The sequence below is a fragment of the Campylobacter concisus genome (genome assembly GCF_002165815.1).
GTDB classification, from domain to species: Bacteria; Campylobacterota; Campylobacteria; order Campylobacterales; family Campylobacteraceae; genus Campylobacter_A; species Campylobacter_A concisus_BH.
In genome coordinates this window covers 1-11719 of the sequence record NZ_NDYN01000004.1, presented here as the reverse complement: position 1 = coordinate 11719, position 11719 = coordinate 1, and the positions used below count along the sequence as shown (strand labels likewise).

The 11719-nt window shown below is 41.1% G+C and carries 11 protein-coding genes and 1 pseudogene; 11 read left to right on the top strand and 1 reads right to left on the bottom strand.

Translation table 11 applies throughout. The annotated features are described in order from the left end of the window. Window positions 1-3 precede the first annotated feature (3 nt). The 11 genes and pseudogenes from xseB (at window position 4) to dapE (ending at window position 11098) form a co-directional block, all read left to right on the top strand. Window positions 4-195, top strand: a complete 192-nt coding sequence (gene xseB, locus B9N65_RS04065; protein ID WP_004317712.1) for an exodeoxyribonuclease VII small subunit — start codon at window positions 4-6, stop codon at window positions 193-195. Continuing rightward, on the top strand, window positions 188-982 hold the full coding sequence (locus B9N65_RS04060) for a carbon-nitrogen hydrolase family protein (protein ID WP_035143506.1): 795 nt from the start codon (window positions 188-190) through the stop codon (window positions 980-982). Before xseB ends, B9N65_RS04060 begins: the two co-directional genes overlap by 8 nt. After that, window positions 979-1536: a DNA-3-methyladenine glycosylase I gene (locus B9N65_RS04055; protein ID WP_087582908.1), complete on the top strand. Its 558-nt coding sequence runs from the start codon at window positions 979-981 to the stop codon at window positions 1534-1536. Before B9N65_RS04060 ends, B9N65_RS04055 begins: the two co-directional genes overlap by 4 nt. 152 nt (window positions 1537-1688) lie before the next feature. Then, window positions 1689-3223: pseudogene (locus tag B9N65_RS04050) on the top strand (flavocytochrome c). A 180-nt stretch (window positions 3224-3403) separates the two neighbouring features. Beyond that, window positions 3404-3757 (top strand): MmcQ/YjbR family DNA-binding protein, encoded by a 354-nt coding sequence (locus tag B9N65_RS04045; protein WP_087582907.1) that lies wholly within the window; start codon window positions 3404-3406, stop codon window positions 3755-3757. A gap of 85 nt (window positions 3758-3842) precedes the next feature. Then, complete coding sequence (murC, locus tag B9N65_RS04040) at window positions 3843-5150, top strand: UDP-N-acetylmuramate--L-alanine ligase (RefSeq protein WP_034901633.1); 1308 nt, start codon at window positions 3843-3845, stop codon at window positions 5148-5150. Beyond that, window positions 5150-5467 (top strand): hypothetical protein, encoded by a 318-nt coding sequence (locus B9N65_RS04035; protein WP_087582906.1) that lies wholly within the window; start codon window positions 5150-5152, stop codon window positions 5465-5467. The genes murC and B9N65_RS04035 overlap by 1 nt, the downstream gene beginning before the upstream one ends. Continuing rightward, window positions 5461-5805 (top strand): hypothetical protein, encoded by a 345-nt coding sequence (locus tag B9N65_RS04030; protein WP_087582905.1) that lies wholly within the window; start codon window positions 5461-5463, stop codon window positions 5803-5805. The genes B9N65_RS04035 and B9N65_RS04030 overlap by 7 nt, the downstream gene beginning before the upstream one ends. After that, window positions 5802-8006 carry an endonuclease MutS2 gene (locus B9N65_RS04025; RefSeq protein ID WP_087582904.1) on the top strand — a complete coding sequence of 735 codons (2205 nt, stop codon included), beginning with the start codon at window positions 5802-5804 and terminating at the stop codon, window positions 8004-8006. The genes B9N65_RS04030 and B9N65_RS04025 overlap by 4 nt, the downstream gene beginning before the upstream one ends. Before the next feature lie 90 nt (window positions 8007-8096). After that, on the top strand, window positions 8097-10007 hold the full coding sequence (locus B9N65_RS04020) for an EAL domain-containing protein (protein ID WP_087582903.1): 1911 nt from the start codon (window positions 8097-8099) through the stop codon (window positions 10005-10007). Continuing rightward, window positions 10007-11098 carry a succinyl-diaminopimelate desuccinylase gene (dapE, locus tag B9N65_RS04015; protein WP_087582902.1) on the top strand — a complete coding sequence of 364 codons (1092 nt, stop codon included), beginning with the start codon at window positions 10007-10009 and terminating at the stop codon, window positions 11096-11098. The genes B9N65_RS04020 and dapE overlap by 1 nt, the downstream gene beginning before the upstream one ends. Before the next feature lie 84 nt (window positions 11099-11182). On the opposite strand, the gene B9N65_RS11230 is transcribed toward dapE, so the two are convergent. Continuing rightward, window positions 11183-11395 (bottom strand): hypothetical protein, encoded by a 213-nt coding sequence (locus tag B9N65_RS11230; protein WP_257640024.1) that lies wholly within the window; start codon window positions 11393-11395, stop codon window positions 11183-11185. Window positions 11396-11719: the final 324 nt, after the last annotated feature.

Here is an 11719-nt window from a genome sequence, read left to right as displayed (position 1 = left end):
AAAATGGAGCAAAAAGAGCAAAGTTTTGAAGAGAAATTAGCCCTTGCAGATAAAATTTTAAACGATCTAAACAAAGATGATGTGAGCCTAGAAAACAGCATAAAGCTGCACGAGCAGGGCAAAAAGCTCTTAAATGAAGCAAGAGAAATTTTAGAAAACGCAAAACTTAGCATAAAGCAGGTGGATGATGAGTAAAATTTGCGCCCTTCAGCTGCCAACGCAGCCTTTAAGCGAGGCGAGGCTTGATTACTACCTTAAAATTTGCGCGGATGAAAACGCAAGGCTGGTTGTCCTTGGCGAATACGTGCTAAATAGCTTTTTTAAAGAGCTTGCCAGCATGCCAAAAAGCCTCATAAAAGAGCAGAGCGAGCGCAAAAAAGAGGCGCTATTTGCGATGGCAAAAAAGTATGATCTAAACATCATCGCACCTATCATAAATTTAAAAGGCAAGGAGATATTTAAAAGCCTAGCCAAATTTAGCCAAACGCAAGTAAAGCTATACGATCAGCAAATTCTCATGCCTTACGCGCATTGGAACGAGGCGAAGTTTTTTAGCAACGCAAGCGAAGAGCTAAATTTACCCATCTTTACATACGATAAATTTAAGGTTGGTGTCATGTTTGGCTTCGAGGCGCATTTTGACGTGTGCTGGGCGTATATGAGCGCTAAAAAGGTCGATATCGTGCTTGTGCCAACGGCTTGCACATTTTTTTCGCAGGCGCGCTGGGAGGAGCTTTTAAAGGTTAGAGCCTTTACAAACAACGTTTATGTGCTTCGCGTAAATCGCGTGGGAAGCCACAAGAGCGAGGACGAGCAGTGGAGTTTTTACGGCGACTCGATGCTTATTAGCCCATTTGGCGAGGTTAAGAACAGGCTTGGCAAAAATGAAGAGATGATGATCGATGAGCTTAGCAAAAAGGAGCTTAGCGAGGCTAGAAGCACTTGGGGCTTTATGCAGATAGAGGCTAAATTTAAAAGATGAAGCGCTGCGCCTGGGCCAAAAAGAGCGAGTTTAGCAAGAGCTATCATGACTATGAGTGGGGCAGAGCGGTCAAAGATGATAAGAAATTCTTTGAAATGCTCATTTTAGAGGGCTTTCAAGCAGGTCTTAGCTGGGACTATGTGCTACGAAAAAGAGCTGGGCTTGCTCAAATTTTAGACGGCTTTGATGCAAAAAAGATCGCTAGCTACGATGAGGCAAAGCTTCAAAGCCTCTTAAGCGATGATAGAGCGATCAAAAACCGCCTTAAAATTTACTCTTTGCCAAAAAATGCCAAGGCTTTTTTAGAGCTTTGTGCTGAGTTTGGCTCGTTTTATAGCTACATCTATAAATTTACAAATGGCAAGCGAGTGATAAATGACATAAAAAGCGCTAAGGACATGCCAGCAAGTAGCGAACTCTCAGAGAGCATCTCAAAAGATATGAAAAAGCGTGGCTTTAAATTTGTAGGTGCTGTGATCATCTACTCGTTTTTGCAAGGCGTTGGCGTCATCGATGATCACGAAAATGAGTGTTTTTGTAAAGGCAAAATTTAAGCTCGCCGCCACTTTAATCTTAATACAAAATAAATAATTTTAAGTAATCTTTATCATAAATAATCCTATAATTTTAGTAATCACAAAGGGTTTGAACAAAGGTGTAAATTTAAAATTTACAGGCTTTGGCGTAATACTAAAAAGGAGACGCTATGAGTAAAGTTTCAAGACGTGAGTTTATAAAATTTGGTGCTGTTTCGGCTCTTGCTGCAAGCGGAGTTTATGCGAGCGATATGCCAGTCTTTAGAGATAAAGATGTCAAATTTGACGAGGAGTGGGATGTCGTTATCATCGGTAGCGGTTTTGCTGGTCTTGCAGCTGGCATCAAGGCAAATGAGCGAGGCAACAAGGTTCTTATCTTAGAGAAAATGGGGCGAGTTGGCGGCAACTCTGTAATAAATGGCGGAATTTTTGCCGTGCCAAACAGCGAACTTCAAAAGAAAAACGGAGTCAAAGACTCAAAAGAGCTTTTCATCTCAGACTGCGTCAAAGCTGGCCTTGGGCTAAACCACGTGGAGCTTCTTGGCATCCTTGCTGATAGAGCGGTCGATACTTTTAACTTCACCGTAAAACACGGCGCAAAATACCTAGACAAGCTACTTCTTGAGGGCGGTCATAGCGTGCCAAGGACTTATTACACCGAAAATACAAGCGGCTCTGGCATCGTTCAGCCTCTAGCTGAGACATTTAAAAATTTACAAGGATGCGAGCTAAGAACAAGGTGCAAATTTGATGAGTTTGTAACCGACGAAAATGGCGCAATAGTAGGCGTTGCGGTGCGAAATGACTATAAATTTGATAAAAATCTATTTAGCGATGACAAAGAGAACAAAAGCGGCGAGCGTAAATTTATAAAGGCTAAAAAGGGCGTCGTGCTAGCAAGTGGCGGCTTTTGCAGTGATAAATTTTTTAGAAAGCTTCAAGACCCACGTGCTGTGCCTGAATTTGACACCACAAACCACCCAGGCGCAACTGCAGGCGCTTTGATCTCAGCCCTAAAAATAGGCGCTTTGCCTGTGCAAATCGGCTGGATACAATACATCCCATATAAATGCCCTGACGAAAAAGGCAACGGCATCACAAGTAAATTTGCCTCACAAGCTGCCTTTAGATACGGCATCTCAGTCGATCCAAAGACCGGCAAACGCTATATGAACGAGCTTGCTGATCGCAAGATAAGAGCTGATGCTATGTTTAGGATAATTGACGCTAAAAACGACAGCTATCCTATAAATTTATGTGACTCTGTAGCTGCTGCAAAGCTAGTCGAGAGTGACCTTGCAAATCCTATGAAAAACGGCGTCATAATGAAATTTGACACGCTAGCAGACCTTGCTAAATACTACAAAATGCCAGCTGGCGAGCTAGAAAAAACGGTTGAGAGATATAACGAATTTGTTAAAAAAGGCAAGGATGAGGAATTTGATAAGCCAATCAAGCTAACTGATGGCATCACCATCTCACAAACTCCATTTTACGCTATGCGCGGCGCTCCAAAGCTTCACCACACAATGGGCGGCGTAAAGATCAACACCAAAGCTCAGGTGCTAAACATCGACGATGAGCCGATCAAGGGACTTTACGCTGCTGGCGAGGTCACTGCGGTACGCACGGAGCTAGTAGGCTTGGTAGCTGCGCGATACTTGACTGCTTGACATTTGGCATGATAGCTGGGGAGAATATCTAAATTTACTTTCTTGCTTAAAACTCTAAGGTAAATTTGATATAAGGGGGAAGGGACTTGAATTACGAAGTCGTACCCTTCCCCCTTAACAACCCCCAACCCTTACGACGTTAGAGGTGCATGCTTCAGTGCTTCGCACCGCATGAATTTAAATTTTGTAAATTTAGCCTTTCGGAGTGAAATTTGAAACGAAGTGAGATAGAGAAATATATAAAAGAGAAATTTGACATTTTGGGTGAGCAAATTTTCCCAAAATATCCAAAATTTAGTGTCTTTCGTCACAAGAAAAATGAGAAGTGGTTTGCGCTACTTATGCAGCTAAGCGCTAATAAGCTTGGTCTTAGAAGTGATGAGATGATTGAGGTTTTAAATTTAAAATGTAGCCCTGATCTAGCCATGGTGCTAGTTGATGAGAAGCAAATTTTTAAAGCATATCACATGAATAAAAAGCACTGGATAAGTGTAAATTTAAACTCCAAAATCTCACAAAAAACCGTTTTTGACCTGATAGATGAAAGCTTTAGCTTAAGCAAATAAAAGCCATTTTCAGCCTTAAATTTAGTAATTTTTGTTAAAATCACGAAAAACTTAAGGATAAAATTTGCAAGAGCTAAACAACGAGATCAGAAAAGTCCATTTCATAGGCATCGGCGGCATCGGCATCTCAGCCATCGCTAGATTTTTACACGAAAAAGGCCACAAGATAAGCGGCAGCGACATCAAAGAGAGCAAGACGACGCTTGAGCTTCAAAATGAAGGCATCGAGGTCATCACGCCGCACTGCAAAGAGGCGATAAAAGACCAAGACTTCGTGGTCTATTCAGCCGCGATAAAAGAGGACAACATCGAGCTAGTGGAGGCCAGAAGAAAGGGCATAAAGTGCTTTTCAAGAAAAGAAATTTTGCCCTATGTGCTTGAAGATAAGTGCGTCTTTGCAGTTGCTGGCGCGCACGGCAAGAGTACTACTTCAGCGATGCTAGCAAGCCTTATTGAGGGCTCAGTCATCATCGGCGCCATATCAAAGCAGTTTGGCTCAAATATGCGCTACGCCAAAAGCGATAACGTCGTATTTGAGGCCGATGAGAGCGATTCTAGCTTTCTAAACTCAAACCCATATCTAGCCATCGTCACAAACGCAGAGCCAGAGCACATGGAGCACTACGACTACGATCTAGCTAAATTTTACGCAGCCTACAAGGGCTTTTTGGAGCGCGCAAAGGTTAGAGTGATAAACGCTGAGGACGAGTTTTTGAGCACGCTTAAGCTTGATGCGATCAGGCTTTACCCAAGCAGTGATATCACCGAGCTAACGATGGTTGTAAGAGACTATCAGCCATACACTAGCTTTAACCTTAAAAATTTAGGCAAATTTGAAGCCTTTGGCATGGGCGAGCACATCGCTATAGACGCATCTTTGGCTATTCTAGCTGCGATGCACGAGACGCCGCTTAAAGATATCAGAGAAAATTTATTAAATTTTAAAGGCATCAAAAAGCGTTTTGACATACTTAGCGCAAACAAAAATTTCGTCCTAATCGACGACTACGCGCACCATCCAACCGAGATAAAAGCGACGCTAAAATCAGTCTTTGAATACGCCAAAATTTTAGGTATAAACAGCGTCACAGCGATATTTCAGCCACACCGCTACACAAGACTTAGCACAAATTTACCTGGCTTTAAAGAGTGCTTTAAAGGCGTTGATGAGCTTGTTATCTTGCCAGTTTATGCAGCTGGAGAAAATCCTATCGAAGTTGATATGAAGAGCGAATTTAGCGAGTATAACCCGATATTTACCGACAAGGTCGAGAGGGTTGAAGAGGGGATAGAATTTACAGATGAATTTGGCGTGAAAAACCGCCTAAGTGACGGCATCGTAGTTGGCTTTGGAGCGGGCGATATCAGCGTGCAGCTAAGAGGCGGATATTAATGGATCTAAGTAGTTTCAAGCCTCAAGATGAAAATGAAATTTTAAAAGAGATAAAAGAAAAAGAGCTAAGCGAGGATGAAATTTCAAGCCTTATAAATTTAGGCAAAAAAGATATCTTGATCGCGCTTGCAAGGTCACAAAAGCTAAGTAGCGTTCATATAAAAGATATGCTGCCAAATGCCCCGTATCTAGCCGTTTGCTTGCTGGTTGAAAAGCAAGATATCAGCGAAGTGAGGGCTGAAATTTTAGAAAAGATCAAGCCTCATGCTGAGCTTTACAAAGAGCTTATCGCAAAGTATAAAGGCGTAAAATGGTAAGAAATTTGATAATAATCGCCGGTGTGATGCTGCTTTTTGGAGCGATCTGGGCGATAAAAGATGAAAAGATCAGCAAAAGCATCAAAGCAGCCGTGAGTGCGGTGCTTGTAGCGATCCTTGTTTGCGTCTATTTTTACGAGGAGAATTTATCCAAAAACGAGGACGCCATCTCAAAGCTAGTGACTGACTTTAAGCAGGGTAAAACACTAAAATGTGGCGAATACAACGTTAGCGCTGAGAAATTTAACTACGAATTTGGCACGGCGTCATTTTTACCAAAGCGAGAATTTAGTGATCTTTCAGGCGTCATCGTGCCTATAAAAAGTTGCGAGCAATGACTGAAGAGATATTTTTAAAGCTCGATCTGGGCGAGTATCTGGATAAATTTAACTCATTTTTAGCAAGGCAAAAACCGCTATTTTTACAAGGTGACAGCAAAATCCACTTTGAAAACATTAGCGAGCTTTCAAAGTATGATTTCAAGGCACCTGACGAGATAAAAGAGCTTGATGACGCGCTTATGAGACTTAGCAAGCAAGCAGTGCTTCACATCAGCGAAATTTACGAGTTTGCAAAGATTATTAAGTATTTTTCATATCTAAAAAAGCAAAAATTTGAAGGCAGGCTTGGCGAGTGGATCGCTAAAGTTGAAATCCCTGAAGCGATGAGCCAGATGGCAAACAGCTTTGATGAAAACGGCGAGTTTAGCGACAGCGTGGATGAGAGATTTGCTGCGATAAAGCAGGCTTTTAGCGAGAAAAAGCGCCAGATAGACGCTGAGCTTAAAAAGCTCATCTACTCAAAGCACATCACGCCCTATCTAGTCGATACCCAGACGCACTACATCAACTCGCAAGAGGCACTTTTGGTGCGTGGCGGCTTTAATCACGCCCTAAAAGGCACCGTGATCGCTAGAAGCTCAGGCGGCTACTTCTACGTCGCACCTGCAAGCACCGAGCGCCTAAAAAAGGAGCAAAGCGAGCTACTTGATAGAAAAGAGGAGATCATTTTTGAGCACTGCAAGAAATTTAGCCTGCAGATGAGCAAGAGCCTGCTCTTTTTGAAATTTATAAATAACGCTTTTGATCAGTTTGACGCATATCAGGCTCGTGTAAATTTGGCTAGATCGCGTGACTATGAGTTTGTTTTGCCAAATAGCTCACACGTTATCAAGCTTGAGAAATTTGCCCATCCAGCGCTAAAAAATCCAAAGAGCGTGAGTGTGGATTTTAGTAAAAAGGTGCTTTTAATAACCGGCGTAAATGCTGGCGGTAAGTCGATGCTTTTAAAATCAATCATCTCAGCCACGCTGCTTGCAAAGTATCTGCTGCCTATGCGTATCGACGCAAACCGCTCAAGCATCGGCTCTTTTAAAGAATTTGATGCGATCATAGAAGATCCGCAAAGTGTGAAAAATGACATCTCGACCTTTGCAGGCAGGATGGTGCACTTTGCAAGGCTTTTTACTAAAAAATCGATCATCATCGGTATCGACGAGATCGAGCTTGGCACCGATTTTGAGGAGGCTGCGAGCTTGTATGGCGTCATGATAGAGCGCCTCATCACTCAAGATATCAAAATGATCATCACGACTCACCACAAGCGCCTTGCGATGTTGCTAGCTAAAAACCCCGAGGTTGAGCTAGTGGCGGCACTTTACGACGAGGCGGCCCAAAGGCCTAAATTTGAGTTTTTAAAAGGCACGATCGGCAAGTCTTACGCTTTTGAAACGGCGGCAAGATACGGCATATCTCAAAATTTAGTGGCGCAGGCTAAGAAAATTTACGGCGAAGATAAAGAGAATTTAAACGAGATCATCACAAAGACGCTAAATTTACAAACTAAGCTTGATGAGGGGATAAAAGAGGTCACGGCAAAAGAGGAGCGGCTGGAGCGCTTGCTTGAGGAGCAAAAAGAGCTAAAAGAGAGAAATGAGATCAAGCTAAATGCGACTATTTCACGCCTTGAAAAAGAGTATTTTGACGCGATAAATGCGGCAAAAGCTGTTATAAATTTCAAAGATATAAAAGATAAACAAAGGGCGCTAAACGTGGCAAATGAGAAAAAAGCTGCCATCGTTAAGCCTAAAAAAACTGAGCGTGAGAGCCTAAAAGTAGGCGATAGAGTGAAGTATGAAAATATAAAGGGCACGGTTTTAAGCATCTCTAAAAATGATGCGATGATCGAGTCAAATGGCATAAATTTGCGCGTGCCACTCGAGCTTTTAAGAAAAAATGGCAACGAAGTAGTCTTGCCTAAAAAAGGTGGCGTAAGTTTAAGTGTAGATAAGCCAAAAACGGCCTCGCTTTCGCTTGATCTGCACGGCATGAGAGCTGACGAGGCGATAGCTAAGCTTGATAAATTTATCTCAGATAGTCTTGTTATGGGATTTGATGAGGTTAGCGTATTTCACGGCATCGGCACGGGCAAGCTAGCCTTTGCTGTTAAAAATTTCTTAAAAGAGCATCCAAGTGTGAAAGAGTTTTTTGACGCACCAGCAAACCAAGGCGGATATGGTGCAAAGATCGTTAAACTTTGAGCTAAATTTTTAATTAAAAAATGAAAGAAATTTTTTATTTAGCTTAGATATAATCCATTAGAAAAATTTAAGAAAGGAAGTTTAAACTTTATGCCAAGCGACGAATCGCAAAAAAAGCACTTTAGTATGGTTAAAACCGTCACTTTGGTCGTGGTTTTGCTTTTTGCTTTCTTTGTAGCTGAAAATTTAACTATCTATTCATATAAATACAATAACGCGCTCTCTACAAACAACTTTGACCTCAAAAAAAAGACTGAGTATCTAACAGATCAATATGTGAATTATTTTAAAAATATAAGTAAATTTAGTGTTTCAGACTTTCAAAATTATATAGCCGATAACGCTGTTGGTGATGTCTTTTTGCTAAAAGAAAATGGTAAAAATGGCTTTAAGATAGAGGCATCGTCAGACAAAAGCCTCGTAAATAAAGACTACGAAGACAATAGCTGTGGTGACATCTACTCTCATGATTTTCAAAAGGATTATTTCAAGGCTGAAATTTTGCCAGAAAATAGTGCCAAAGTATGTATGTTTGTTGCCGTAAACGACTATATTTTAGGCTTTAAAGCGCATATAGATCAAAGGATAACTGGCACTAGCGATGAATTTTATTTTCAGTGGCTGATGAAAAATATGGCTCTTACTTTGATCTTAAGCTCGATCGGTCTATTTTTAGGGCTTGCGGTCTGTCTTTGGTTTGTATTTAAGTATCTAAACATCAAATTTGACTATCTAAAAGTAAAAGAAGAGAGCACTATTAAGATCGCTGAACTAAAAGAGAGGCTATACATCGATCCGATTACTGGACTTTTTAACAAGGCTGCGCTTTTAAAAGATGTGAGCGAGTATAAATATCCAAAAGTGATACTTATGGATATCGATGATTTTGGCAAGATGAACGACTACTACGGCAAATACGTGTGTGACCAGATACTAAAACAGATGGCAAATCTCATCAAAGAATTTGCCAAAAATGAGAATATGAAGGCTTATTGTATCGAGGCGGACAGATTTGCTTTGGTCGAAGATAATAACGACTTTATCGACAGATACGAAGAGCTTGCTGAAAATTTACTAGATATCTTTAAAGGTAGGATGCTTAGCATAAAAGATGAAAATGGCGTAGAGGTCGATGATATAGAAATTCACAACACCATAGGCTTTGCGCTTGATAGCGACCAGACCTTAAGAAAGGCAACCATCGCGCTAAAATCAGCCAAAACGCTTGATAAAGACTATGTTTGCTACTTTAAAGGACTAAGTCAAAAAGATGAATACGCAAATCAGATCGAGCGCTCAAAGCTGATCCAAAACGCTACAATAAATGATAACATTGTGCCGTATTTTCAGCCGATATTTGACGAGAAAAAGATCCCTATAAAATATGAATGCTTGATAAGAATTTTAGACCGCGACGACGTCATCTCGCCAAGTGTATTTTTGGATATCTCGAAGCGTATCAAGCGTTACGCAGACCTTGAAAAACAGCTCATCAAAAAGTGCTTTGAGCACCTCACTGAGGATCCAAATTTGGTTCTTTCTATAAATTTAAGCAGCCGAGATATGATAGATGGCGACGTCTCTGCGCTGGTTTTAAATTTGCTAAACAAGCACAATGTTGCTGGCAGGATAGTGTTTGAGATAGTTGAAGACGAGGAGCTAAAGAGTGCCGAGCGCGTCTCAGTCTTTATCGAGCGAGCAAAGAGCATGGGCGCTATGATAGCGATCGATGACTTTGGCTCTGGCTACTCAAATTTCTCTTACATCATAAAGATCAAGCCAGACTACGTGAAGATCGATGGCTCTATCATCAAAGACATCGATATCAATAAAGACTCATACGCCATCGCTAGCGCGATCGTGGCATTTGCAAATGATCTTGGCATAAAAACGATCGCAGAGTATGTCCATTCTAAAGAAATCTTTAACGTCTGTAAGGAGATAGGCATCGACGAATTCCAGGGATTTTACTTGGGAATTCCTTCTAAAAAGGCGTTTTAGTGGTAGTTAGCTTTTTAAAAGAGCTTTTAAGTTTTTGCTCTATCACGCCAGAAGATGCTGGAAGTTTGGAGTTTATCGCTAAATTTATGCCTGATTTTGAGGCTAAATTTATAGAAAAAAATGGCACAAAAAATCTCATACTTTCTAAAATTTATGGAGACGGGGAGCATCTAGCCTTTGCAGGGCATGTCGATGTCGTGCCACCAGGAGATGGCTGGGATAGCGAGCCATTTACCCCACTTGAAAAAGATGGCTACATCTACGCAAGGGGTTCGCAGGATATGAAAAGTGGCGTGGCTGCCTTTGTTTGTGCTGCTAAAGAGGCTAAATTTGAAGGCAAACTAAGCCTCATTTTAACAAGTGACGAAGAGGGCGATGGCACTTACGGCACGCCTTTAGCACTTGAATATCTGCGTGAGATAGAGGATCTGCCTAAATTTTGCGTCGTGGCTGAGCCAACTTGTGATAAGAAATTTGGCGATAGCATAAAAGTCGGCAGACGTGGCTCGATAAATGGCAAGATCGTGATAAAGGGCGTTCAAGGTCACGTGGCATACCCAGAAAAATGTCTAAATCCAGTAAATTTAATAGCTCCACTTTTAAGTAAGATAGCTGACCATGATATGGACGGGGGGAGCGAGTTTTTTAGCCCAAGCAAGATCGTGGTTACGGACATTCGTGGCGGCATGCAGGTTTGCAACGTCACGCCAAGCGAGCTTAGCATAATGTTTAACGTTAGAAACTCAAATTTAACCGATGTAAATGACGTTGAGAGCTATCTTAGAAGCGTTTTAGATGGGCTTAGTTACGGGCTTAGTATAAAGCAAAGCTCAAAGAGATTTTTAACGAACAAAGATAGCAAGATCGTAAGAAATTTAATGGCATCTGTCACAAAGATCACTGGCGTTACGCCACTTTTAAATACAAAAGGCGGTACGAGCGATGCAAGGCACTTTTCTGAGTTTGGCGTAGATGCGATAGAATTTGGCGTCATAAACGACCGCATACACGCCAAAAACGAACGAGTTAGCGTTGATGAAGTAAATAAACTTTATGAAGTTTTTAAAGACCTGATAGAAAATTTTCATTAATCTCTTTTATCATCAAATAGTTAAATTTAGTCGCTATCGTTGGTGTTGTTGGCTTGTTGGCTGGCATCTTTGCGGGACGAGCTTTTAAGAAAAATGGCTACCTTTTACCTGAAACCGAAACTGCTCCATTATATAGACCGCGCTTATTACTGCAACCACCGCTAAAATGGTGATCGTTATTATTGGAAGCGTCTGTTTGTCAGGGTTTGAGCCTAGAAAATAGCCAGCTCCAAGCAAAACAGCACACCAAACCCCAGCACTAAGCGTGGTAAGTAGGCAAAATCTAAAAATATTCATCTTGGCAAATCTAGCTAGCAGGCTGATATACTACGAATTTTAGAGATAAGGCGCGAGTTGAGGGTTGAAATTTCGCCGTGTTTATTAAAAAATATCTCAAATGTATCTATCTTTTTGTGAGTTATACCTACAAATTTGCCATATTTTAGATGATATCATGCCCAAAAAAGTAGCAAAGACACTACAAAGGCGATAGGACTTTTGCCAACTATCATTGCTATTTTATTTTTGATAGCACTTATCTTTGGTCTAAAACTTGGCGAAAATGGTGCATTTATGCAAAGAAGTAAATTTTGTTCAGTGGGAGCTATCAGTAAAATTTTC

What these genes read in the sequence shown, in the direction of transcription:
- B9N65_RS04060 (WP_035143506.1), top strand. Translation starts at nt 188, where the DNA reads ATGAGTAAAATTTGCGCCCTTCAGCTGCCAACGCAGCCTTTAAGCGAG.
- B9N65_RS04035 (WP_087582906.1), top strand. Translation starts at nt 5,150, where the DNA reads ATGGATCTAAGTAGTTTCAAGCCTCAAGATGAAAATGAAATTTTAAAA.
- B9N65_RS04025 (WP_087582904.1), top strand. Translation starts at nt 5,802, where the DNA reads ATGACTGAAGAGATATTTTTAAAGCTCGATCTGGGCGAGTATCTGGAT.
- B9N65_RS11230 (WP_257640024.1), bottom strand. Translation starts at nt 11,395, where the DNA reads ATGAATATTTTTAGATTTTGCCTACTTACCACGCTTAGTGCTGGGGTT.
- B9N65_RS04030 (WP_087582905.1), top strand. Translation starts at nt 5,461, where the DNA reads ATGGTAAGAAATTTGATAATAATCGCCGGTGTGATGCTGCTTTTTGGA.
- B9N65_RS04020 (WP_087582903.1), top strand. Translation starts at nt 8,097, where the DNA reads ATGCCAAGCGACGAATCGCAAAAAAAGCACTTTAGTATGGTTAAAACC.
- xseB (WP_004317712.1), top strand. Translation starts at nt 4, where the DNA reads ATGGAGCAAAAAGAGCAAAGTTTTGAAGAGAAATTAGCCCTTGCAGAT.
- B9N65_RS04055 (WP_087582908.1), top strand. Translation starts at nt 979, where the DNA reads ATGAAGCGCTGCGCCTGGGCCAAAAAGAGCGAGTTTAGCAAGAGCTAT.